The sequence below is a fragment of the Kribbella sp. NPDC005582 genome, assembly GCF_040605415.1.
Classification (GTDB): Bacteria; Actinomycetota; Actinomycetes; order Propionibacteriales; family Kribbellaceae; genus Kribbella.
In genome coordinates this window covers 1-22,408 of record NZ_JBEXCU010000005.1, presented here as the reverse complement: position 1 = coordinate 22,408, position 22,408 = coordinate 1, and the positions used below count along the sequence as shown (strand labels likewise).

Below are 22,408 nucleotides of genomic sequence, written 5' to 3'. Positions count from 1 at the left end.
TGCGGGGGCTGGTTGCGCACTCAACCTGCCCACACCGAGCTTATCGAGCGTCCTGAACGCCGTACGAGGCCAGGAAGACGTCGACGGCTCGGGTGGCGAGGGTTTCGAGTTCGCCGGGTTTGGGGCGCTGGCGGGTGCCGGCGAACATGGCGCGATTCATCGGCTTGTACATGACCAGGCCGGCGAACTGGTAGGCGACGAGGGTGGGGTCGTCGAGCTTGCGGAGCAGGTCGCGGTCGGTGAGGCGGGTGAGGGCCTCCCCGAGCGCCTCCAGGGACTTCTCGAAACCGGTGGTGAACCAGGCGCCGCAGACCTCGGGGAAGCGGTCGGCTTCGGCGATGACGAGTCGGCGGAGCTGCAGGATTCCGTCCGAGGTCAGACTCTCGAGCAGCCGGTAGGCGAGCGCAAGCAGGGCTTCGCGGGCGTCGGTGGCGCCGTCGAGGGTCTCCGCGTACGCCTTGGCCAAGTTGTCGGCGAGCTGCTCGTTGGTGCCGAGGACGATCTCGGCGAACAGGCGCTCCTTGTTCTCGAACTGCTTGTAGACGGTCTGTTTGGAGACGCCGGCCTTGGCCGCGACCTCGTCCATGCTCGCGCCGAGGTAGCCGTGCTGGAGGAACACCTCGGTGGCGGCCGCGTGGATCGCGCGGCGCTTGGTGGCGGTACGGCCTTCGGGATTCGGCTCCATGGCAGAAATCATACTGGACAGTCTAGTTTCCTGCCGGGTACTGTACGGTCTAGTTCCGAACGAATCCCCTGAGGAGAACCAGCATGAGCACCGTGAAGTCCGCGGACGGCACCACCATCAGCTACGACGTGTACGGCGAAGGCCGGCCGCTGATCATCGTCGACGGCGCCACCGCCCACCGGGCCGTGAACCCGCTCAACGCCCAGGCCGCCGAACTGCTGAGCGACCAGTTCCGCACCTACGTCTACGACCGCCGGGGCCGCGGCGAGAGCGGCGACACCGCGCCGTACGACGTCCAGCGCGAGATCGAGGACATCGCCGCCCTGATCGAGGACGCCGGTGAGCCCGCGATCGTCTTCGGCTGGTCGTCCGGCTCACTCCTGGCCCTGGACGCCGCGGCCGCCGGCCTCCCGATCACCCAGGTCGTCGCCTTCGAGCCTCCGGTCGTCGTCGACGACAGCCGCCCGCCCCTGCCCGCCGACTACGTCGAGCAGCTCGAGGCCCACATCGCCGCCGGCCACCCCGACCTCGCCGCCGAACTCTTCATGACCGCCGCCGTCGGCCTCACCCCCGACATGGTCGCCGGCATGCGCCAGTCGCCGTACTTCCAGCCCGTCGTCGACGTCGCCCACACCATCTCCTACGACGGCCGCATCATGGGCACCACCATGTCCGGCAACCCCCTCCCCGCCGACCGCTGGGCAGCCATCGACGTCCCCGTCCTCGTCCTCCACGGCGACCAGACCTGGCCCGCCCTCGTCTCCGGCGCCGAAGCCGTCGCCGCCCACCTCCCCACCGCTACCCTCAAGCCCGTCCCCGGCGCCGACCACAGCACCACCCCCGACGTACTCGCCAAGACCTTGCGTGAATTCGCGACGAATGGAAATTGATCGGCGTCTTCACTTAGCGTGACGAACGGCGTAGGGTGCCGAGCTCAACGGGCGATCACGGTGATGCGGGCCTGTGGGGGGTCTGCCGGGCAAAGCCCGTGGGGGAAAGAAAATGGCAGAAGAGAGTTGGCATCAGGCACGCCTGATTCCCACCTCCGGGATCAACGGAGCTGACGAGCAGGAGCGCCGGGCGACATCGGCGCTGCTCGCGGTGATGTCGTCGGTCCGCGAGTTCGGACGGGTGCTGACCCAGCCGCTGGGCGCACCGGCGGGGCAGTTGGAGACCTACATCGAGGTGCCGTTCCAATTGGGCGAGCGCCGCCTCTACCCGGACGGACTGCTCCGGGCTCGCCGCGGTCAGAAGGAATGGACGGCGCTCGTCGAGGTCAAGACCGGTGTCAACGAGCTGAACGCGGAACAGTTGGAGGCCTATCTCGATATCGCTCGAGAGCAGGAGTTCGACGCGGTGGTCACGGTTTCCAACGAGATCCCGGCAATCGCCGGTCTCCATCCGACCAAGGTCGACAAACGGAAACTCAAGCGCGTTGCCCTGCACCACTGGTCCTGGTCGATGGTGCTGGCCGAAGCGGTGCTTCAGAAAGAACATCGTGGCGTCGCGGATCCGGATCAGGCCTGGATTCTCGGGGAGCTCATTCGGTACCTCGAGCATCCCCGGTCAGGGGCACTGCAGTTCGACGACATGGGCTCGTCCTGGGTGGCGACCAGAGAGGCTGTCGCTGCGGGGACCTTGCGGGCCGGCGACAAATGCGCTCCGGAAGTGGCCGCACGCTTCGATGCTCTGCTCCGCTATGTCAGCCTCCAGCTCGGCAGAAAGCTGGGCGACGACGTCACACCGGCCTTGAGCCGAAAGGAGCTCGCGGAACCGGCCCTTCGCTCACAGGCTCTCGTGCAGTCGATGTGTACGACCGGCACGCTGCAGGGCGCGATCAACATCCCGAACGCCGTCGGCCCGCTGTCCGTTACGGCGGACCTCCGCGCAGGGCAGGTCGTCTGCCATGTGGACATCGCCGCACCGCGTGACGGGCGGGCGACAACGCGCGTGAACTGGCTGCTCCGCCAGTTGCGCCATGCACCCGACACGACGCGGATCGAGGCATTCGTCATGCACGCCCGCGGCGCCGGTACGGCGGAACTCCTGCGCAGTGTGCGCGAGCAACCAGGCCTGCTCATCGACGACCCGAAGAAGGAGCTGCGCTCGTTCAGGATCGCGTTGGCGCTGCCGCTCGGATCCAAGCGCGGACGCGGGCGTGGTTCGTTCATCGATTCGGTCGAGGCGGCGATCAACACCTTCTACGGTGACATCGTCCAGGATCTTCGCGCCTGGACGGCGACGCCGCCACGTCTACGCGAGGCCCCTGAGCACCCGGCGGAGCCGGTGTCGCTCACCTCGACGGCACTGTCGTCACAGGACGGCGCCGAGTCGGAGGCGCCCCCGCCGCCACAGCCGGCAGTCCATCCCGACCTCAGCGAACCGGCATCACCGGAGACACCCGTGCCCGAGGCCGTCCCTGAAACCACCACGCTTGTTTGAATTCACCCCTCCCCAAGGGGCTGGGGTTTTGAGAGGCTTTGAGGGTGGACAGGGACGGGTTCTGGAAAGTTGTGGAGGGTGCGCGCGCAACGGTGGACGACACCGTCGCGGACCCGGACGGGGTTGCGGACGCGCTGCGGCGGGAGCTGGGTGGGCTGGCGGCCGAGGAGATCGCGGAGTTCGGGATCGAGCTCGCGCGGTTGCAGGTCGAGTCTTACCGGTGGGACCTGTGGGCGGCGGCGTACCTGATCAACTCGGGGGCCTCGGAGGACGGGTTCGACTCGTTCCGGGGCTGGCTGATCGCGCAGGGGCGGGAGATCTGGGAGGCGGCGCTGGTCGACCCGGATTCGCTGGCCGATGTGGTGGACGAGGATCAGCCGGACGGGTTCGAGGGGTTCGACGGCGAGGGGATGCTGCACGTCGGCAGTCACGCGTACAAGAACGTGACCGGCGACGAGGCGGCGTACTGGAAGGCGGTCGAGGCGGAGGCGCCGGACACTCCGGATCTGCCGGCGGGTGCGGAGATCGACTTCGACGACGAGGACGACCTCCACGACCACCTGCCGCGGCTGGCGGCGCTGTACCTCGCGGGTTAGGCGGGCTCGCCGCCGAGGCGCTCGATCGCCGTACGGAGGCGGCGGCGCCAAGCCGGTTGGCCGGCTTCCTCGTCGGCTGCGGCGAGGCTGACCAGGTGCTGCGCCATCTCGAAGCCTTCGGCGACCTGGGAGTCCAGGTCGGTTGCGGTGGGCTGCGGTTCGTACGCCGGTTCGTCGTGGTCGAAGCTGATCGGTCGGCTGCTCCAACCGAAGCCGTCCGGCACCAGGAGCTCCGGAGTGAGCACCTCGTGGCTGAGGGACGTCAGCTCCTTGTCACCGTTGCCGATGCTGAAGATCGTCGTACCACGGCGTCGTACGTCGCTGATCCGTTCGAGCAGGGTGTCGGCGGGGTCGTCCTCGGCGACGACCAGCAGAGACTCACCACGGCCCGCGTCGCGCAGGCGGTCGAGTCCGATGGCGAGATGCGGCGGTGCGTCGGGTGGCGGCGCCCAGCGCACGAGGGACGGGCGGATGCTCTCTACGCCGGCCCGGTGCAGTTCGTCGTCCAGGTGCGCGGTCAGGTGCCACGGCTCCTCGTCGACCGGGCCGAACAGCATCAGACCACCGGTGCGCGTTGTGTACCGGCGGAGTGAGTGGCCGAAACTGCGGGTCTGGGTGCCCAGCTCGGTCCCGGTCAGCATCTCCCGCAGGAGTGACGCCCTGGTGAGGTCCACACCTCAACTTGACCACATCTGAAGTCCTATCGCGACTTCAGCTCAGCCGGTCCGCCTTGGACTGCAAGTAGTCCCGCTCCGGCACACTCGTCGTACGGCGGGCTGCGAGCAGGTAGCTCTCCCGTGCAGCCGCGGACTCACCGGCCATCTCGAGCAGGTGCGCGCGCACTGCCTCCAGCCGGTGGTGCTCGGTGATCCGGCCGTCCGCCTCCAATGGCTCGAGTACGGCGAGCCCTTCCTTCGGACCGACCGCCATACCGACTGCCACCGCGTGGTTGAGCTTCACCATCGGGTTGTCGACCAACTGCTCGAGTACGTCGTACAGGGCGACGATCTGGCGCCAGTCCGTGTCCTCGGCACGCTCGGCGGTGTCATGGACCGCAGCGATCGCGGCCTGCACCTGGTACGGCCCAATCTGCGAGTGGGTGAGTGCCTGCGACACCAGCGCCTCACCTTCGACGATTGCCTGCTTGTTCCACTTCGACCGGTCCTGTTCGCCCAGCGGAATCAGTGCGCCGTCGCTGGTCGTCCGAGCGGTTCGGCGCGCGTCGGTGAGCAGCATCAGCGCCAGCAGCCCAGCCACTTCACCGTCATCCGGCAGCAGCCTCCGCACCGCGCGCACCAGTCGGATGGCCTCACCGGTCAGCTCGGCACTGTGCAACGCCGTACCGGAGGAGGCTGTGTAGCCCTCGTTGAAGATCAAGTAGAGAACATGCAGTACGGCGCTCATCCGCTCGGACCGCTCTGCCTCGGGCGGCAACTCGAACGTGCTGCCGGCCTGCTTGATGCCACGCTTCGCCCGGCTGATGCGTTGCGCCATGGTCGACTCCGGCACCAGAAACGCCGCTGCGATCTGTGCGGTGGTCAGACCGCCCACAGCGCGCAGGGTGAGCGCGATCTGCGATGCCGGCGACAGCGCCGGATGACAGCACAGGAACAACAGCGTCAGTGTGTCGTCCTGACCACCCGCGTCGTCAATATCGGGGCCTGCGGCAACAAACTCCTCCGGGGTGGCGAGCTGCGCCGCGTTCTCCTCACGCTTGCGCCGGGCCGATTCGCTGCGCAGCAGGTCCATCAGCCGACGCGAGCCGACCCGGATCAGCCAGCCACGGGGATTGTCGGGCACGCCTTCGGTCGGCCACTGCTGTGCGGCGGCCAGCAGTGCTTCCTGCACAGCCTCCTCGGCCAGGTCGAAGTGGCCGTAGTGCCGCACCAGCGCACTCAGCACCTGCGGCGTTTGCTCGCGCAGGAGCAGTTCGAAGTCCTTCACATCTCCATCCCCGACGCTTCCATCACCGGACGCACTTCCACCGCGACGTACTCCGCGTCCGGCATCCGCGCCGCGTAGCCGATCGCTTGATCGATGCTCTCGCACTCCACCACGTAGAAGCCGGCCAGATGCTCCTTCGCTTCGGCGTACGGGCCGTCGGTGGTCGTGGTGGCCTCATCACGCACCGACACCGTCCGACTGGTGATCGGGTCGGCCAGACCGGCAGCGCTGACCAGAAGGCCCTGGTCAGTCAGTTCGCGCGCAAGCTCACTGTGCGCACGGGCCAGTCCGTCGCGTTGCTCGGCAGACAGCCCGGCCCAGCTCTCCGGGCTGCTGTAGATCATCAGCATGTACTTCACGGGCACCATCCTTCAGCTCACGAGACCGTCTCACCAAGTACGTCGTAGCCCACTCACCGTGTTCGACAAGTCGATGTCGATCGAGTCTGCCTAGTTCCGACGTCTCTGCCGACAGACGCATTTCCCCTCGGACTGGAGCAGTCATCATGGTTTCCGATTCCAAGCGCTGGTTCGCACTGGCGCTGCTGTGTCTCACCGGCTTCATGATCATCCTGGACGCCTCGATCGTGCTGGTCGCCGTGCCGTCCATCGAGCGGGAACTGACCTTCTCGACCGGCGGCGTGCAGTGGGTGCCCAGTGGCTACGCACTGATGTTCGGTGGGCTGTTGCTGCTCGGCGGCCGCATCTCCGACCTCCTGGGCCGCCGTCGCGTTCTGATCGCAGGACTGCTTCTCTTCGGCGCCTCATCGCTGCTGTGCGGACTGGCGTGGAGCGGTGACGCGCTGGTCGTCGCGCGCGGGATGCAGGGCGCGGCCGCCGCCGTACTGGCGCCGAGTGCGCTCTCGATCGTCATGACGACGTTCCCGAACGGTGCCGATCGCAACAAGGCCCTGGGGATCTGGGGCGCGACCAGTGGCGTCGGCGGTACGGCGGGCTCGCTCATCGGCGGCCCGGTCACCGACGGGCTCGGCTGGCAGTGGATCTTCTTCATCAACGTGCCGATCTGCCTGCTGGTCGTCGTACTGGCTCCGAAGCTGCTCCTGGACAGCCGCGGTCCGGGACGGCGCGGCTTCGACGTCGCTGGGGCCGTCACAGTGACCGCAGCACTGATCGCTCTCGTGTACGCCGTTGTGCAAGCACCCGAGTCGACGTGGACGAGCACTGTGGCGCTGCTGGTGCTGTCGGCTGCACTGTTCGGGCTGTTCGTGGTGGTGGAGCGCCGGTCTGCCGCACCGCTTGTACCGCTGCGGATCTTCCGCTCCCGGTCCGTAGCCGGCGGCAACCTCATCACTATCGGCTGGGGCCTGTCGGCGTTCGGGCTGAACTACACCTACACGCAGTACGCACAGCTCGCACTCGGTACGTCGGCGGTTCGCTACGGCCTGATGTCCGCCGTACTGGCTCTCACTGCGGTCTGCGGCTCCATGGTCGGCCAGCATCTCGTCACGCGGATCGGACCCCGTCTGGTCGCGGTGTTCGGTCTCCTGCTCGGCGGAGCCGGCACAACAGTCATGACTCAGCTGACTGTCACTTCTGGCTACTTCGAGCTCGCCTTCTGGGGACTACTGATTTTCGGCGCCGGACTGGGCGCAGGCACTGTGGCCGGCTCGATCGTGTCGTTGAGCGACATCGACAGCGCAGACTCCGGCGTTGCCTCCGGTCTACAGAACGCGAGCTTCCAGATCGGCGGAGCGATCGGAGTCGCCGCGCTGGCCGCAGTAGCAACAGCCAGTACGTCGGGAGTCACGCCGGCCGCATTGACGCACGGCTACCGGGTCGCGTTCAGCGCGGTGTGGCTGTGCATCGCGCTCGGACTGGCTGGGTGCGGTCTGTTGCTCAGCAACCGGCGTACTGGTTCAGAACAAGCGCTTCAACCCGTTGGATAGTTAAAACGGTCGTTGGAGATTGCGGTTCTGAGCAGTGGGCACTTGGTGTGCGGCCGCCGTTCATCCGCCTGGCGGCTCCTGTAAGGAGGCTCAATGCTTATCCTCGGTTTGATTCTGTTGTTGCTCGGGTTCTTGCTGAAGATCTCGATCCTGTGGACGATCGGCATCGTGCTGCTCGTAGTCGGGGCAGTGTTGTTCCTGCTCGGGTCGACCGGCCGGGCGGTCGGTGGACGCCGGCACTGGTACTAAAGCCGCAGCAGAACACAGACCCCGCGGGCCGCTTCGGCCCGCGGGGTTTCTGTCGGCGCCGGTGGTTACGGTGTCGTCATGAAGTACGTAGTGATGATCTTTCGCGGCAACGACCAGCCTTGGCTCGAGCCGCCGCCCGCGCTTGCCGCAGTGCAGGCCGAGCTGACGGCGAGCGGCGAGCTGGTCGGCTCAGAAGGTTTGCAACCGCCTGCCGGCGGCCGGATCGTCCAGATCCGCAACGGTCAGCAGGCGGTAACGGACGCTCCGCTACGCAAGAGCGATGCGCAGCTGGCCGGATTCCTGCTCATCGATGCGGCCGACGACGAGCGCGCGCACGCGATTGCGGCACAGGTCTCGGCCGCGGTGGGCGATCGAGTGGAGCTCCGCGGGACGCTGCTCTCATCCTGAGTGCCAGGGGAAGCTGGGCGAGCGCCTCTCCCCAAAGGCTTTGATTCCCTCCGCGAGCTCACCGCTCGCGATCGTCTCCTGATAGCGCGCCGACGCGGCGGTGTCCGCATCCGCCTCGGCCAGCAACGCGTTCACGGTCTCCTTCGCCGACCGGATCGTCAGCTGCGATCGCGACACCAGCGTGGCCGCGAACTCGTCGACCTCCGACTCCAGATCGATCTCACCGACCACGCGATCGACGAGGCCTTTGAGCTCGGCCTGTTCCGCGGTCAGCAGTTCACCACTGAAGAGCAGGTACTTCGTCGTCGCCGGACCGACCAGGTCGAGCAGCACCCGGACCGCCGCCGGCGGGTACACGACGCCGATCCGCGCCGGCGTCACGCCGTACGTCGAACCGTGCGCAGCGAACCGGAAGTCGCAGTTGACCGCGATCTCGAGCCCGCCGCCGATGCAGTGGCCGCGGATCATCGCGATCGTCGGCTTCGGAAACTCGCGCAGCGCCGCCTGCGCGCGCAAGTTGAACGCCCGTAGCTCAGCCATCGGATCCGCTGGGTCCGCCCCAGAAATCAGCTCGCCGATATCCGCACCGGCGGAGAAGCTCGGCCCGGCGCCGGTCACGACGAGCACCTTGACCTCGTCGTTCGCGGCCAGCTCGGCCAGCAGGCCTGGCAGCGCCTCCCACATCGCCCGCGTCAGCGCATTGCGCTTCGGCACCCGATCGATCACCAGCCGGGCCACCACACCGTCCTGGATCCGGAACCCCAGCTCGTCCATGCCCGCAGTCAACCAGCGACCTCCCCTCCGCGCCGCCAGCTGGATCACATCGCGCGCTTCAGCCGCGCCTTGGCCCGCGCCATTCTGATCAGATACAGCGGACTCGGCGGCACCCAGCCCAGTTGTTTGGCCTGGCCGAGGTCGTCCCGGTTGGCCCAGTGGTCGACGACCTGCCCGTCCTTGATCCGGAACCAGTGCGACTGACTCGCCGCGAACGTCCCGCCGGTGGGCGGGAACACGGTGTCGACCTCCCCGGCCGGCGTGTAGAGCGCGAACGGCGCGACGTGCCGACCGTTCATCGTCGAGTTGACCGTCACGAGATCACCGTCGGCGACCACGTGATGGATGTCGTAGGCGAGATCGGCGAAGGCGGCCCGCAACCAGAGTGCCGTCGCGTAGAACGCGGCGGGTCCGGTCGTCCGCCCCTCCGGCGGGCCGACGACGTCCTCGCGGTTGACCGCCTCCGGGTGCACGAACCGCTCGAAGTCGGCGAACTCACCGTCGGCCATGATCTGGATGGAGCCGACGGCAACAGCCGTCGGCGTCGTAGTGGTCATGAGTTCCCCTCAATTCAGATACAGTGTGACTGTACTCAAAAGAATGGGACGGCACATGGCGGAAGTCAAGCGGCAGTACGACGCGTCCGGGCGGCGCGAGCAGGCGCGGCAGCGTCGCCGTACCGTCGTGGCCGCGGCCCGCGAGCTCTTCGAGACCGACGGCTTCCAGGCGACCACGATCGCGGCCGTCGCCCGGCGGGCAGGCGTCTCACCGGAGAGCATCTACAAGGGATTCGGAACGAAGGCGGCGCTGGCGAAGGCGGTCTTCGACCAGGTGATCGCCGGCGACGACGATCCGATCCCGGTCGCCGAGCGTCCGCAGGCCCGGAGCGTCCGGGCCGAGCCCGACGTTCGCCGGAAACTGGAGCTGTACGTCGAGGGAATGGTCGAGCGGGCCGAGCGGTCGGCCCGGGTGCAGATCATGATCCGGGACGGCAGGCATAGTGACGAGACCCTGCAGGAGACCTGGCAGACGCTGCTCGACGAGCGGTTGGCCGGGATGACCGCGCTCGCCGGGCACCTCGTCGAGACCGGCGACCTGCGACCCGGCCTGGAGGTCGCGGAGGTCGCGGACATTCTGTGGACCTACATCTCGGTCGAGCTCTACGAACTACTGGTCGTGATCCGCGGATGGTCACCCCGGCGCTACGGACAGTTCGTCGTCACCGGCCTGACCGGAAGCCTGTTACCCGACCCAAGCGCTTGATCTCGGGCCGGTTACATCCGGATAGCGGTCAGATCACGCTCGACACCCGCTCCGGATGTTCGCAATGCGTTAAAAACGCCGGTCGATTGCGAACCTTTCGCGGATCTGTGCTTGACTCCTCCGGTCGATAACGTTTTGGTCTCGGCAGATTGGGTTCAACGGAATGACTGAAGGACGGCATAGACAGGCGCGGCACCGTCAACCGCGCCCGAAGCTGATCGGCCCTGGCCTCGTCAAGGTGGCGATTCCCGGCGCAGCAGTGGCACTGGTGGCGACAGGTTCGGCCGCCGCGCTGCCTGGTCAGCACGACGTCAAGGTGGACATCCCGCTCGCCAGCTCGTCCCTGCAGCTGTCGCGCGACGTCGCCACCAGCCGGGACGCGCTGCGCCCCTCGCTGAACCTGAACACCCCGAAGCCCTCCGCGGCCCCGGCGCCCAAGCACCTCAAGAAGCAGGCGCCGATCCCGAAGCCGAGCTCGACCAAGACTCGCGCCGCGGCCGCCCTGCCGCCGAAGATCATCGGCTCGAAGTTCACCACCACGGATCTGAACGTGTGGACGGTCCCGCTGACCGGCGCCCTGCTGGATGTCCTGAAGCGCGGCTCGAAGGTCTCGATCACCGGCAAGATCGACGGCGCCTGGGCGGAGATCGTCAGCAACGGCAAGTCCCGCTGGGTCAAGGCGCAGTACCTGTCGGCCACCAAGCCGGTCGACAAGCCCGCCGGCGGCAGCGTCTCGCAGGCCGCCTGCAAGTCCGGCTCGTCGGTCGAGTCCGGCGTCACGCAGGACGTCATCCGCGTGCACCGGGCGATCTGCAACCTGTTCCCGAACATCACGTCGTACGGCGGTCTCCGCTCGGGCGACAGCGGTTCGGAGCACTCGTCCGGCCGGGCGCTCGACATCATGGTGAGCGGCTCCGAGGGCCAGGAGGTCGCGGACTACCTGCACGCGAACTACAAGAAGCTCGGGATCAGCCAGCTGATCTGGCAGCAGCACATCTGGACCGTCCAGCGCAGCAGCGAAGGCTGGCGCGCGATGGAGGACCGTGGTGGCACGACGGCCAACCACTACGACCACGTGCACGTGAGTGTCTACGGCAACTCCGGCACGGTCTGAGCTCACCACCACAGCAGTCCGGTCCCACCCTCCTAGGGACCGGGCTGCTGTGCTGTTCAGGGCTTTCAGGGCTTGATGTTCGCGTTCAGGTGGAAGAAGTTCGTCGGGTCGTAGGCACGCTTGACCTCCCGCAACCGCTGCAGATCCGCCGGGCTGTACGCCGATTCGGCGTTCCCGTGGTCGCCGAGGAAGTTCACGAACGACCGGCCCGAGTGCTCCAGTAGCCCAGCCGGGAGTTCGCGGCCGATGATCAGTGAGAACCGCGCCTCGCGGTGACCGACCGGTCCCGCGCCCGGACCGGGGTGAGCCATCGCGCCGCTCCAGTGCCGGAGTTCGATGGTCGGCTCGTCCTCGAGGTTGGCCAGCACGTCGATGACGTCGTCGGTGAGCTCGTCGAGGAAGTCCAGATGCCGGGCGGGCGTGCCGCCCATCGCCGCATCGGCGTACTCGATCGTGGTCAGCTCACCCGCCAGTCGCGGCCCGGCGACCTCGAACAACGGCTTCAGCAGGTGGTCGGCCAGTTCGCGGGTTCCGGCGTACAGGACCTTGATCGCGACCGCGCGCTGCTCGGTGCCCGGGATGCGGGTCAGGACGATCGCGGTGCTCAGCTCGTTCGGGATCGTGGCGGTCCAGTCGCGGTACCGGCGGAGGATCTCGGCGGCACGGTCGAGACCGTAGTAGACGATGCCGGCGTGCACCTGACGCACCGGGTACAGCCGGAACTCGAGCGACGTGACGATGCCGAAGTTGCCGGTGCCGCCGCGGATCGCCCAGAACAGGTCCGGGTGCTGCTCGGCAGACGCGGTCACCACTCGCCCGTCCGCGGTCACGACCTCGGCGCGGATCACGCTGTCGGCCGCGAACCCGTACTTCCGGGCCAGCCATCCGACGCCGCCACCGAGCGTGTAGCCGGTGACGCCCACGTCGCGTGATGATCCTGATAGCGGCGCCAATCCGAACTGCCGCGCAGCATCCAGCACCGCGCCCCAGCGCGCACCTGGCGCCACCTTGGCGATCCGTCGCTCCGGATCCACGAACACCGCCGTCATCGGCGTGGTCTTCAACAGGATGCCGCCATCGGCCGGCAACCTCGTCCCGTGCCCGGTCGCCTGCACAGCCACCGGTACGCCGTACTCCCGCGCGACGCGGACGACCGCCTGCACGTCACTCCGGCTGACCGCTTCGGCGATCAGCACCGGCCGCGAGTCGACCGACGGCACGACGGCCCGCCGCTGGACGTCGTACTCGGGCTCACCTGGCAACCGCACGTCGCCGTTGAATCCCGCCCCGAGCAGCCCGGCCACCAGGTCCCGACCTGTCGCCACCACAACCTGCGTTGACATCTCTCGCTCCCCTTCGCCGTTTTGCTCTCACCCACACGTCGAAGGAGAACCGCCGAGATTGACACCCCCGCCAAACTTTTTCTTGATGACCTTCACCAAGCGCTTCACGTCCGCGCCGCGCGGCGAACCCGATCGTGAGTGGGCGGCGCTCACGCTTCTTGCCGCCGTCGTGCCGGATCTGGTGCCGACACCGGTGTCGCGTGGCCCGCTGTGGGTGACCATGTCTGTCGTCCCCGGTGAGCCGCTCACTGATCCGGCGACGCCTGAGCAGGTCTCAGCACTCGGAGTCGCGCTGGACATGCTGTGGTCGGTCGAGCCCGTCCTTGACCCGATCGATGTCGGTGCCTTGATCGCGCGCACCACTGCTGGGCTCGCCGCACTGCGCGAGCGTGATGACGTGATCGGCGCGGCCGCTGCGGCCTGCACGCAGCTCGACTGGTCCAGGCTGCTGACGATTGAGGACCCGGTTGTCGCGCACGGCGATCCGAATGTCGCGAACTATCTGTGGGACGGCACCCGGATCCGCATCGTCGACTTCGAGGACGCCGGACTGGGCGACCGGACGCTGGAGCTCGCGAACCTGATCGAGCACCTGGCCGGCCGCCGTACCGACTGGGCACCGCTGGTGTGCCGTTGGCGGGTGGACGCGGACCGCCTCTTGGCTGCCCGCACCTTGTGGGCGGCGTTCTGGCTGGGGCTCATCGGACCCGGCGGACCCAGCGCTTCGCGAAACCCACCCGGAACCGCGGAGGCTCAGGCCCAGCGAGTGCTCGGACTCATCGCTCGACGGTGAGGTCCGCGAGCCGGTCGGGGTCGGCGAGGATGTGGAGTTCGGTGATCTTGTCGTTAGTGATCGTCAAGGCCATGACGCCCTGGACCCGGCCGTTGACGACGGTGACGATGCCCGGGACGCCGTTGATCAGGGCAAGCTCCGTGTACGGCGCCATTCGGCTGAACATCAGGGCTTGTTCGACGACAGCCAGCGCGCCGCGGACGACCTTCGACACGGCGGGACCGGTGGACTCGATCTCACCGGCGTCGGCGCGCAGCACGACATCCGGGTCGAGCAGCACCAGCAGCCCCTCGAAGTCACCGCCGCGCGATGCGGCCATGAAGGCCTCCACGATCGCGCGCTGGCGACTCGGGTCGCTGTCGTTGGCCGGTGCGCCCTGGACGCGCCGCCGAGCGCGGCTGGCGAGCTGACGCGCGGCAGCCGGCGACTTGCCGACGATCTCCGCCACCTCGTCGAAGCTCAGCCCGAACATGTCGTGCAGCACGAACGCCAGCCGCTCGGCCGGCGCCAGCGTCTCCAGTACGACGAGCAGCGCGAGCCCGACCGCGTCCGCCTGAACCGCCTCGTCCTCAGGCGCCCCGGTGTCAGCCTTCAGCGAGACCGGGTCCGGGACGAAGGTGTCGAGTGAGTCCTCCCGCCGCGACTTGCGACTCCGCAGCATGTCCAGACAGACCCGCGACACCACAGTGGTCAGCCAGCCGGCCAGATTGGCCACCTCGCTCACATCGGACCGGCTGAGCCGTAGCCACGCCTCCTGCACAGCGTCCTCAGCCTCACTGCGCGAACCAAGCATCCGGTACGCCACCCCACGCAGGTGATCCCGCTGCTCCTCGAAACTCCGCGCCAGCTCGTCCACAGGTTGTTCCTCTCCTCGCTCATCACCCTGACGAAGCGAAAGCACATCATGTGACACGGTGCGAGGATTCGAGTCATGGTTTTCAGAGACGACTTCGACGGCGCCGACCTCGATCTGTCCGTCTGGTCGCCGTACTACCTGCCGCAGTGGAGCTCCCGTGCCGCGACCAAGGCCACCTATGCGCTGAGTGACTCCTGCCTGACGCTCAGCATCCCGACTGACCAGCCGCTGTGTGCGCCGGGGACCACAAACCTGCGCTCTGGATGGTCGGACTGGAGGACCAGCCGGAGCGGTGCGCGGAGATTTGTGTGATGGAGGTGTTCGGCGACGCTGTGGTGCCTGGTGAGTCGGCTGCGGTCGGCATGGGGCTGCACAGCTTCCGCGATCCGTCGGTCAGCGAGGACTTCGAGGCCGTGCGGCTGCCGATCGACATCCGCGAGTTCCACACCTACTCCGTGGAGTGGTCCGATGGCGTGGCTGCGTTCAGCGTCGACGGGTCGATTATTCGCCGGTGTACCGGTGCGCCGACGTACCCGATGCAGTTGATGCTGGCCGTCTTCGACTTCCCGGACCGGTCCGTCGGTGACGACGACCACCTGGTGCCGACGTTTACCGTCGACCACATCGTTGCGTAGGATCACAGGCATGTTCGTGCGCGCGGGTTTGTGGTGGGCCGTCGACTAGACGGCTGCTTCCGCGTGTAATCACTCCGGCCGTCTCCAACGAGGCGGCCGTTGTCATGTCTCCTCGTCGGTGCGGCCCCTGCTTCGAGGACTGCCCATGGCTACAGCACTCCGGACCTGGTCCGGTCTCATCTCCGCACTGCTGAACGGCTCCGACCTGACCACGGCCGACACCAGCTGGGCGATGGACCAGGTGGTGCTGGGCGACGTCTCCCCAGCGCAGATCTCCGGCTTTCTGATCGCCCTGCGCGCCAAGGGCGAGACGGCCGACGAGTTGCTCGGGCTGGCCTCCGTACTGCGCTCGCACGCGACACCTGTGCTGGTTGATGGACCGTTCGTCGACATCGTCGGGACTGGTGGTGATCGGACCGGGGCGATCAATGTGTCCACTATGGCGGCGGTGGTGGCTGCCTCGACCGGGGTGACGGTGGTCAAACACGGTGGCCGGGCCGCCTCTTCGTCCGCCGGTGGCTCCGCTGATTTGGTCGAACAGTTGGGCGTTCCACTCGACCTGACCGCGGCTGACGGTCGTCGGATGGCGGCTTCGGTTGGACTGGCCTATCTGTTCGCTCCGCGGTTCAACACCGCGTTGCGCCACGCAGCCGTCGTACGGCGGGAGCTCGGCGTACCGACTGCGTTCAACGTGCTGGCGCCGCTGCTGCACCCGGCTGATCCGTCGTACCAGCTGGTGGGGGTGGCCAGTCCGCAGATGCTGCCGGTGATCGCTCAGACCCTTTGCCAGCAAGGGAAAACGGCACTGGTTGCTCGGGGCGATGATGGGTTGGACAAGCTCACCACAACGACGTTCTCGCGACTATGGCTCGTGGCCGACGGCACTGCGCGCGAGACGGTCTTCGATCCGCGCGGACTCGGTCTGCGGCCAGCTACGTTGCCTGACCTGCGGGGTGGCGACGCGGCCAGCAACGCTCGCGTCCTGCATGCGCTGGTCAACGGCGAGACTGGTCCGGTGCGCGACGTCGTACTGCTGAACGCTGCGGCCGCCCTGACCACGTTGGACCTGCAGCCCGACAAGTTCCTCGACCAGCTGGCGACACGTCTGGACGAGTGCCGCGCAGCACTGGACAGCGGCCGCACCGCCGCGACCCTGGCCCGTTGGACTCAGTGGAGAGCCGCCTAGGCTTCGGTGTGTGGAGAGCTCCGTGCACCTGCGCCCGTTGCGGCACACCGACATCGCGACGTACGCGGACTGGGGTGCAGATCGCCAGCTGTGCCTGCACGCTGGGTGGACAGTCGATCTGGACCGGTTCGCGCGGGAGGCACACTGGCTGCGTGTCCTCGAGGACGGGCGGGTTCTGCGCCTTGCGGCGGTCCGCGGCGAGGAGGTGATCGGGTACGTCGACCTGGCCGGCACCGAAACGGATCATCGCGAGCTCGGGTACGTCGTCGGACCGTCAAGCCGCTGGGGTCAGGGGCTCGGGACGACTGTCGCCAGACTGGGCCTGCAGCAGGGCTTCAGCGCTCTGGGCCTCGAGTGGATCGACGCTGAGGCGGCCGAGACCAACCATGCCTCGGTCCGCATCCTCCAGCGGCTGGGCATGACCGAAACCGGCGAGCAGGGCGTCGACACGTACTTGGGCGTTCCGACGCCGACGCGATGCTTCCGCATCACGCGCGAGTCATACCTGCGTCAGAACCCAGTCCCTGAAGGAAAGTAGCGCCGTACTGTCCCACTCGTGGCCGGGGCCGGCGTTGCGGTAGCAGCTCAGGGCTTGCTCCACGACGGCCTGGTGTTCTGCTGGTAGGTGTTCTCGCGCCCAAACGGCACCTTCCTCCTTGCTGAGCACGGTTCCGGGGCTCATCGCTAGCACCCGGCAGGCGTTGAGCACTCCGTAGTACGGGGAGTTGATGAGGGCTTCGCCTGCCATCGCATCGTGCAGGTCCTCCAGTACGGCGGACAGGTAGTCGGCGTGCGGCACCGGCGCAAACACCTCGTGCGGCGGCGGACCGCTCACAGCTACTCCGCGCTTCCTGACCACAGCGATGTGCGCAGCCAGATCCGGGTCGGCGCGCAGCTCGGAGTAGTCCACCTCGCCTCGGAGGATCGCGTCTGTCCACGCTGCGGAGTAGTGCACCTCGAACGGTCGCGGGTGCGCGTGCGTCGCAGCCTGCTCGACCGTCAGCACGGACATCTCGAAGTCACCGGGCACCGGCCGGGTGGCCGCCGTACCGGCGAAGGCTCTGGCGATCCGCTCTCGCTCTGTGGGCGTCAGCGCGTTGGGAACGACGATCAGCAGGTCCACGTCGCTCGTGGCGCTGTAGAAGCACCCCATGGCCAGCGAACCGTGCACGTAGACCCAGCCGTCCACCAGCTCGGCCGCCCGCAACACATACTCGCGAACGTCCTCATCGCAGTCGCCCCACGACTGCCCCCGTCCGCTTACATGCGCCACCATGCCCGCGACCCTAGCCCGTCACCGCCCAGTGGCGCCGTCGATTTGTTCGCGCAGGATGTCCACATGCCCGGCATGCCGACCGGTCTCCTCAATCATGTGCACCAACAGCCACCGCATTGTCGAGGCAGTCCCCGGCGCATCAGCCGTCAGGTCCTCGTAGCCGGCGATCACCTCGTTCGCCTGCCGCACCGCCTCCCGGTACGCCGCCACCACCGACTCGACCGTGTCCTTGGCAGTCGGCCGCATAGTGGCCGGCCAACTCCGCACCTCAGCCCCAAGGAAGTAGTGCCGCTCCACCGCGGTCAGATGCTTCACCAGCCCGAGCACACTCGTCCCCGACGGCACCCCCGCCGTACGCACAGCCGGCTCCGGCGCCCCCTCAGCCTTCCGAGCCACCGCCTCCCGCAGGTAGTCCAGAAACCCCACCAGGGTCTCCTTCTCCCCACCCCTACCACCCGGCGGCCTCACCTCGCGCTTGCTCATCTCCCCACCGTGCCGAGCACAGCTTTGACCCGCAAGATTCCTTGCCACTCCGGCAAACAGTCACGAGTCGAGCCGAGCCAGCTACTCAAGCGGAGGGTGTGGGATTCGAACCCACGATGACGGTCACCCGCCATACCGGTTTTCAAGACCAGCGCACTCGGCCACTATGCGAACCCTCCTGGCGGCTTGCCGCCGAGCGTTGAGGATAGCGCAGGGGCGGCGGTAGGGTCCGGAGGGAGTGGGCGGAGGGGCCGCCTGGGTGTGGTGGACGGAGGTGCACTGATGTCCGGGTTGTTCGAGGACGTGGCAGTCACCGTCCGGTCGGCGGGCTGATTCTGCGCTGATCGGGCTCTTGGCCGGCGGAGTGCCGGCTGGTCCGGTTGTTTTGTCATGCCCTGGGGAGTTCTGAGTGCCTTCGCTTCGTGAGAGTGTGCTGCCTGCTGCGTTGGGGGCGGATTTTCGGCGGATCTGGCCGGCTGCGGTCATTTCGAATCTGGGTGATGGGGCGCTGGTGGCGGCGGGGCCGTTGCTGGTGGCTTCGATCACCAGGGAGCCGGCCGCGGTGGGTGCTGCGGCGTTTGTGCAGCAGTTGCCTTGGTTGTTGTTCGCGTTGTTCAGTGGTGCGTTGGCCGATCGGTTCGACCGGCGGGTGATGATTGTTGCCGCTGACGTCTTTCGCGCGGTGGTGCTTGCTGCGCTTGGGGTTGCGGTGCTGGTCGGTTCCTCGCCGCTCTGGGCGATCTACGTGGCGCTGTTCCTGCTCGGTACGGCGGAGACGCTTGCTGACAGCGCATCCGGCGCTCTGCTGGTCAGCGCCGTACCGAAAGACCAGCTGGGTAAGGCGAATGCTCGCCTCTACGCAACGGGGACGGTGCTGCAGCAGCTTGGCGGTCCGCCGCTGGGTGCGTTGCTGTTCGCCGTTGGCGCCGGCGTACCGCTGGTGTTTGATGCAGTCACCTTCCTGGCCGCTGCAGCGCTCATCGCACGCGTTACGGCGCGTCCGGCACCAGAGCCCGCTGGTACGGCGCTCTGGACCGAGGTGCGCGCCGGTGTGAGCTGGCTGTGGGGGCATGTGGGCGTGCGGACACTCGCCTGCTCGATTCTCGTCATGAACATCACCTTCTGTGCGGCCTTCGCGACCTGGGTGCTGTACGCGCGGGAGCGGCTCGGGCTGACCGAGACGCAGTTCGGACTGCTGATCGCGGTCGGCGCTGTCGGCGGCGTGTTCGGCATGCCGGTCTATCACCTGCTGGAACCGCGCGTGGGCTCACTGACGCTCCTGCGCGCCGGTCTGATCATTGAGACGACGGTCCACCTCGTTCTGGCGCTGACTCGGAGCCCATGGGTCGCCGGCGCGACTATGGCGGTGTTCGGCGTACATGCGGTGGTGTGGGGCGTTGTGTCGACCACAGCGCGGCAGCTGGCGACGCCTGATGCTTTGATGGGTCGGGTCAACAGCGTCTATCTGTTGGCTTCGGTAGGCGGTGCGGCGATCGGCTCCGCGCTGGGCGGCGTACTCGCGCAGCGGTTTGGGCTGGCGGCTCCATTTGGGGTGGCTTTCGTCGCCATGGTGGTGATGACTGCCGTGGCCTGGCGCCCGCTTCGACACGTTTCAGTACGACGCTGATAAGGATGGAGCATGCCCTCAGCCACCTCCCTCGGTCTCCCGAACGTCCGCGGGCGTCTACCGCTCCTGGCCGGTTTGGCGATCGACTCGTTCGGAGGTGGCTGCGCAGGGCCGCTGTTACTCCTGTACTTCGTGCGCGTGGCGGACATCCCGCTCGGTACGGCGGGGGTGCTGCTGACCGTCGCCACGCTGTTCTCCATCGCGGTACCGGCGGCGGTCGGGCTGGTGATCGATCGGATGGGCCCGCGGAACCTCGTCGTGGGTGCGCAGTTCGCGCAGGCGCTCGCCTTCGCCGGCTTCTTCTTCGGTAGGTCGCTCTGGCTGCTCTTTCTCTGCGCACTGGTGACGACGGCCGGCCAGCGGGTGTTCTGGTCGTCGATCTTCACTCTGTTGTCCGATGTGGCGGACGAGGGCGATCGCGACCGGTGGTTCGGGCTGGGCGGGATGATGCAGGCCGGCGGGTTCGCACTGGGAGGTCTGGCGGCCGGTGTGCTGCTGGCGCTCGGTGGGACGACGCCGTTCCTGATTGCGATGGCGGTGAACGCGGTGACGTTCTGCCTGGCCGGTCTGCTCCTGTTGCAGCTGCACCCGTCACACCATCAGCGGTCGACAGAAGACACCGGCCCGGCGCCCCTGCTTCGCAAGGACAGGCCGTACCTGATCCTGATCGCCGCCAACACCTTGCTCGCGCTCTGCATGATGATGCTCGGGGTCGGCCTGCCGGTGTATATCGCCGACGCGCTACCTGCCCCGGAGTGGCTGATCGGTCCGCTCCTGGCCGGAGTGTCCGTCGTACTGGCGACTGGTCAGACGATTGTGGTGCGCAAGACCGAGAAGCGACGCCGTACGACGGCGCTGGTCATCACCGGCGTGGTGTGGGCGGCGTGGGGCCTGCTGATGGCGTCACTCACGCAGCTACCCACCGCTTGGGTGACGGTGGCGCTGGTGTTCGCCACGATCGTCTACGCGTTTGCGAGTCTGCTGCATTCGGCCACCAACAACGCCCTGGCCGCCAGCGTTGCGCCGCTCGTCGGGCGTGGGAAGTACCTGTCGTACTGGCAGTACGCATTCACCTTCGCCAGCGTGCTGGCACCGGCGTTCTTCGCCCAGCTCTTCGAGGTCCGGCACGAGCTTCCGTGGCTGGTGACCGCCGCGGTCGGGCTTGTCGCAGCCGGCATCATCGCCGCCGTCACGCCTGCCCTCGGTGCGCGGGCACATCCGGTCGATTGAGGTGTTTCACACGCAGGATCAGGGCGACCACATCCTCCGGGTGAGCCATCGGAGTCAACACCTCCTGCAAGAGCAGACCACGCATCGCGGCAGTCGTGACGGTCGCCACAGCGAGCGCCTCGTCGGCGTCGAGGCCTTCGCGTTCCGCGAGGGAAGCCAGCATCTTGGTCAGATCGTCGAGTGAGTCGATGAACTCACGGAAGTGCTCCGGGTTGTAAGCGGCGAGCCCTACGACATGGAAGAACCCGCGGACCCGGGACAGCTGCTCCGGCCGCGTGTAGGCCCGCCAGATCGCCACGACGAGGTCGTCGAAAGTGCCCTGCTGAGCGGCCTCGACAAGGGCCTCGTTGTCACGAGAGCGCTGCGCCTTGAGCATGGCCGCCAGCACGCCCGGAAGTGACCCGAAGTGGTAGCGCAGGAGAGCGTGACTGGTCCCGGTCCTGGCGGCGATCTCCCGCAGCGAAACGTCGGGGGCGGGCAGGTCCGCACCGAAGGCGTCGAGGAGTCGAGCGAGCAGACGCTCCCGCGCGTCGCCGTCACGTGCCGTGCTTGACTGGGTCACTCCGGTAGTTTATCCATTGGAAAAGAATCGGGCAACGCCGAGTTGTGGAGGACCTCAGATGAACACCATGTGGCAGGGCTGCCTCGCCGACACCGACTATTTCGAGGTGCGGTCCAGCGGAGGGCACGACTACGGCATCTGGGTCACCACGCCACCGGGCTACGACCCCGCCACGACACAAGCGCCGGCCGTGTACGTACTCGACGGCAACTGGGCCGTGGGCCAGACGGCCCCGCTCATCGTCACCCAGAAAGATCCCCTGCAACAGATTCAGCCTTACATCCAGGTCAGCGTCGGCTATGCGGGCGAAGACGCACAGCACTGGGATCGACTGCGCAACCGGGACCTCGTGCCACCCGGCGAGCCCATCGCCAAGGAACTCATCGACGCCGTCGAGGCGGGATTTCGAACGGGCGCGAGGACGCGCGAGGAATCCGACGCCTACCTCGCCGAACTGCGCGACACCCATGCCGATGCGTTCCTGGGCTTCCTCACCACGGAACTGCACCCGCGGATCGAACGCGACTACGGCACAGCCGCGAGCGGTCACGGCCTCTTCGGCTACTCCTACGGCGGGCTCTTCAGTCTCTACACCTGGCTCACCGGCAGCACGCTCTTCGAGAGCATCGGAGCCGGCAGCCCCGGTGTCGTCAGTGAAGACAGTCAGATCTTCGCGCGGCTCGCGGAGCTGGGGGACAGCCTGCCTGCCGCCAAGCTTCACCTGACCATCAACGATCGCGAGCTTCTCGGCGAGCTGGCGGTCTACCAGACCCTCACGAAGCACGCGGCCGCCGTCCTGCACCAACTGACCGCTCGCGGCGCACTCGTCACCAGCGCGATCCTGCACGAAACGCATGTGACCGGCCTGCAGGCCTCGTTCCTCAGCTACCTCAGGACCTGCCGCGCCCGCTGAACGCCCTGATGCGATTGACTCGTCAGGATGTTATGTCTCAGGACATCGGTGACAGTTCTACATTGAGACATCGGTGACGCTTTCGTTGGTGTTGGTGGTGACACTTCGGTGAGTCGGCGGGGT

Annotated in this window: 27 protein-coding genes and 1 tRNA gene; 16 read left to right on the top strand and 12 right to left on the bottom strand. The window is 67.4% G+C overall.

The window, feature by feature from the left end; translation table 11 throughout:
* Window positions 1-40: 40 nt before the first annotated feature.
* Window positions 41-697: a TetR/AcrR family transcriptional regulator gene (locus ABZS29_RS26555; protein WP_355465636.1), complete on the bottom strand. Its 657-nt coding sequence runs from the start codon at window positions 695-697 to the stop codon at window positions 41-43.
* Window positions 698-768: 71 nt separating this feature from the next.
* On the opposite strand from ABZS29_RS26555, the gene ABZS29_RS26550 reads away from it, so the two are divergent.
* The 3 genes from ABZS29_RS26550 (at window position 769) to ABZS29_RS26540 (ending at window position 3,723) form a co-directional block, all read left to right on the top strand.
* Window positions 769-1,575 (top strand): alpha/beta hydrolase, encoded by an 807-nt coding sequence (locus ABZS29_RS26550; RefSeq protein WP_355465634.1) that lies wholly within the window; start codon window positions 769-771, stop codon window positions 1,573-1,575.
* 112 nt (window positions 1,576-1,687) lie between these two features.
* Entirely contained in the window at window positions 1,688-3,127 is a 1,440-nt protein-coding gene (locus ABZS29_RS26545; RefSeq protein ID WP_355465632.1) for a hypothetical protein, read from the top strand.
* Window positions 3,128-3,171: 44 nt separating this feature from the next.
* Window positions 3,172-3,723, top strand: coding sequence for a DUF4240 domain-containing protein (locus tag ABZS29_RS26540; RefSeq protein WP_355465630.1), 552 nt, complete (start codon window positions 3,172-3,174; stop codon window positions 3,721-3,723).
* On the opposite strand, the gene ABZS29_RS26535 is transcribed toward ABZS29_RS26540, so the two are convergent.
* Genes ABZS29_RS26535 through ABZS29_RS26525 form a run of 3 tightly spaced genes read right to left on the bottom strand, consistent with a single transcriptional unit; the run spans window position 3,720 to window position 6,017 of the window.
* Window positions 3,720-4,397 (bottom strand): hypothetical protein, encoded by a 678-nt coding sequence (locus ABZS29_RS26535; RefSeq protein ID WP_355465628.1) that lies wholly within the window; start codon window positions 4,395-4,397, stop codon window positions 3,720-3,722. The genes ABZS29_RS26540 and ABZS29_RS26535 overlap by 4 nt on opposite strands.
* Window positions 4,398-4,434: 37 nt before the next feature.
* Entirely contained in the window at window positions 4,435-5,667 is a 1,233-nt protein-coding gene (locus ABZS29_RS26530) for an RNA polymerase sigma factor (protein WP_355465626.1), read from the bottom strand.
* Window positions 5,664-6,017 carry a YciI family protein gene (locus ABZS29_RS26525; RefSeq protein WP_355466603.1) on the bottom strand — a complete coding sequence of 118 codons (354 nt, stop codon included), beginning with the start codon at window positions 6,015-6,017 and terminating at the stop codon, window positions 5,664-5,666. The genes ABZS29_RS26530 and ABZS29_RS26525 overlap by 4 nt, the downstream gene beginning before the upstream one ends.
* Before the next feature lie 155 nt (window positions 6,018-6,172).
* Between ABZS29_RS26525 and ABZS29_RS26520 the strand changes: the two genes are divergently transcribed.
* The 3 genes from ABZS29_RS26520 to ABZS29_RS26510 all read left to right on the top strand — a co-directional run bounded on the left by ABZS29_RS26520 (window position 6,173) and on the right by ABZS29_RS26510 (window position 8,230).
* Window positions 6,173-7,573: an MFS transporter gene (locus tag ABZS29_RS26520; protein ID WP_355465624.1), complete on the top strand. Its 1,401-nt coding sequence runs from the start codon at window positions 6,173-6,175 to the stop codon at window positions 7,571-7,573.
* A gap of 93 nt (window positions 7,574-7,666) precedes the next feature.
* A complete protein-coding gene (locus tag ABZS29_RS26515; protein ID WP_344161454.1) occupies window positions 7,667-7,822 on the top strand; it encodes a DUF6131 family protein in 156 nt (51 codons plus the stop codon).
* A 78-nt stretch (window positions 7,823-7,900) separates the two neighbouring features.
* Window positions 7,901-8,230 carry a YciI family protein gene (locus ABZS29_RS26510; RefSeq protein WP_355465622.1) on the top strand — a complete coding sequence of 110 codons (330 nt, stop codon included), beginning with the start codon at window positions 7,901-7,903 and terminating at the stop codon, window positions 8,228-8,230.
* Here the strand turns inward: ABZS29_RS26510 and ABZS29_RS26505 are convergent.
* Together ABZS29_RS26505 and ABZS29_RS26500 are read right to left on the bottom strand one after the other, a co-directional pair.
* Window positions 8,222-9,004 (bottom strand): enoyl-CoA hydratase/isomerase family protein, encoded by a 783-nt coding sequence (locus ABZS29_RS26505; RefSeq protein ID WP_355465620.1) that lies wholly within the window; start codon window positions 9,002-9,004, stop codon window positions 8,222-8,224. The two genes, ABZS29_RS26510 and ABZS29_RS26505, sit on opposite strands and share 9 nt — an antisense overlap.
* Window positions 9,005-9,048: 44 nt before the next feature.
* Window positions 9,049-9,561, bottom strand: coding sequence for an ester cyclase (locus ABZS29_RS26500; protein WP_355465619.1), 513 nt, complete (start codon window positions 9,559-9,561; stop codon window positions 9,049-9,051).
* A gap of 55 nt (window positions 9,562-9,616) precedes the next feature.
* Between ABZS29_RS26500 and ABZS29_RS26495 the strand changes: the two genes are divergently transcribed.
* Window positions 9,617-10,267 carry a helix-turn-helix domain-containing protein gene (locus ABZS29_RS26495; RefSeq protein ID WP_355465617.1) on the top strand — a complete coding sequence of 217 codons (651 nt, stop codon included), beginning with the start codon at window positions 9,617-9,619 and terminating at the stop codon, window positions 10,265-10,267.
* Between the two features lie 163 nt (window positions 10,268-10,430).
* Complete coding sequence (locus tag ABZS29_RS26490; protein WP_355465616.1) at window positions 10,431-11,381, top strand: SH3 domain-containing protein; 951 nt, start codon at window positions 10,431-10,433, stop codon at window positions 11,379-11,381.
* 65 nt (window positions 11,382-11,446) lie between these two features.
* Here ABZS29_RS26490 and ABZS29_RS26485 read toward each other — a convergent pair whose 3' ends face one another.
* A complete protein-coding gene (locus ABZS29_RS26485; protein WP_355465614.1) occupies window positions 11,447-12,724 on the bottom strand; it encodes an FAD-binding oxidoreductase in 1,278 nt (425 codons plus the stop codon).
* A gap of 85 nt (window positions 12,725-12,809) precedes the next feature.
* Between ABZS29_RS26485 and ABZS29_RS26480 the strand changes: the two genes are divergently transcribed.
* Window positions 12,810-13,517 carry an aminoglycoside phosphotransferase family protein gene (locus ABZS29_RS26480; protein WP_355465612.1) on the top strand — a complete coding sequence of 236 codons (708 nt, stop codon included), beginning with the start codon at window positions 12,810-12,812 and terminating at the stop codon, window positions 13,515-13,517.
* Here ABZS29_RS26480 and sigJ read toward each other — a convergent pair.
* Entirely contained in the window at window positions 13,501-14,373 is an 873-nt protein-coding gene (gene sigJ / locus ABZS29_RS26475) for an RNA polymerase sigma factor SigJ (protein WP_355465610.1), read from the bottom strand. The genes ABZS29_RS26480 and sigJ overlap by 17 nt on opposite strands.
* Before the next feature lie 75 nt (window positions 14,374-14,448).
* Here sigJ and ABZS29_RS26470 point away from each other — a divergent pair, with 75 nt between their 5' ends.
* The 4 genes from ABZS29_RS26470 (at window position 14,449) to ABZS29_RS26455 (ending at window position 16,732) form a co-directional block, all read left to right on the top strand.
* Window positions 14,449-14,685, top strand: coding sequence for a hypothetical protein (locus ABZS29_RS26470; RefSeq protein WP_355465609.1), 237 nt, complete (start codon window positions 14,449-14,451; stop codon window positions 14,683-14,685).
* Window positions 14,685-15,008 (top strand): glycoside hydrolase family 16 protein, encoded by a 324-nt coding sequence (locus ABZS29_RS26465; protein WP_355465607.1) that lies wholly within the window; start codon window positions 14,685-14,687, stop codon window positions 15,006-15,008. The genes ABZS29_RS26470 and ABZS29_RS26465 overlap by 1 nt, the downstream gene beginning before the upstream one ends.
* A gap of 145 nt (window positions 15,009-15,153) precedes the next feature.
* Complete coding sequence (gene trpD, locus ABZS29_RS26460) at window positions 15,154-16,194, top strand: anthranilate phosphoribosyltransferase (protein WP_355465606.1); 1,041 nt, start codon at window positions 15,154-15,156, stop codon at window positions 16,192-16,194.
* Window positions 16,195-16,204: 10 nt separating this feature from the next.
* On the top strand, window positions 16,205-16,732 hold the full coding sequence (locus ABZS29_RS26455) for a GNAT family N-acetyltransferase (protein WP_355465604.1): 528 nt from the start codon (window positions 16,205-16,207) through the stop codon (window positions 16,730-16,732).
* Here the strand turns inward: ABZS29_RS26455 and ABZS29_RS26450 are convergent.
* The 3 genes from ABZS29_RS26450 to ABZS29_RS26440 form a co-directional block, all read right to left on the bottom strand.
* A complete protein-coding gene (locus tag ABZS29_RS26450) occupies window positions 16,694-17,470 on the bottom strand; it encodes an aminoglycoside adenylyltransferase domain-containing protein (protein WP_355465602.1) in 777 nt (258 codons plus the stop codon). The two genes, ABZS29_RS26455 and ABZS29_RS26450, sit on opposite strands and share 39 nt — an antisense overlap.
* 18 nt (window positions 17,471-17,488) lie before the next feature.
* Complete coding sequence (locus ABZS29_RS26445) at window positions 17,489-17,953, bottom strand: DinB family protein (RefSeq protein WP_355465600.1); 465 nt, start codon at window positions 17,951-17,953, stop codon at window positions 17,489-17,491.
* 90 nt (window positions 17,954-18,043) lie between these two features.
* Window positions 18,044-18,132 (bottom strand) — tRNA-Ser (locus ABZS29_RS26440).
* 230 nt (window positions 18,133-18,362) lie between these two features.
* Here ABZS29_RS26440 and ABZS29_RS26435 point away from each other — a divergent pair.
* A complete protein-coding gene (locus tag ABZS29_RS26435; protein ID WP_355465598.1) occupies window positions 18,363-19,580 on the top strand; it encodes an MFS transporter in 1,218 nt (405 codons plus the stop codon).
* A 12-nt stretch (window positions 19,581-19,592) separates the two neighbouring features.
* On the top strand, window positions 19,593-20,810 hold the full coding sequence (locus ABZS29_RS26430; protein ID WP_355465596.1) for an MFS transporter: 1,218 nt from the start codon (window positions 19,593-19,595) through the stop codon (window positions 20,808-20,810).
* Here ABZS29_RS26430 and ABZS29_RS26425 read toward each other — a convergent pair.
* Window positions 20,770-21,372 (bottom strand): TetR/AcrR family transcriptional regulator, encoded by a 603-nt coding sequence (locus tag ABZS29_RS26425; RefSeq protein WP_355465594.1) that lies wholly within the window; start codon window positions 21,370-21,372, stop codon window positions 20,770-20,772. The genes ABZS29_RS26430 and ABZS29_RS26425 overlap by 41 nt on opposite strands.
* Window positions 21,373-21,430: 58 nt before the next feature.
* Between ABZS29_RS26425 and ABZS29_RS26420 the strand changes: the two genes are divergently transcribed.
* Window positions 21,431-22,285 (top strand): alpha/beta hydrolase-fold protein, encoded by an 855-nt coding sequence (locus ABZS29_RS26420; protein WP_355465592.1) that lies wholly within the window; start codon window positions 21,431-21,433, stop codon window positions 22,283-22,285.
* Window positions 22,286-22,408: the final 123 nt, after the last annotated feature.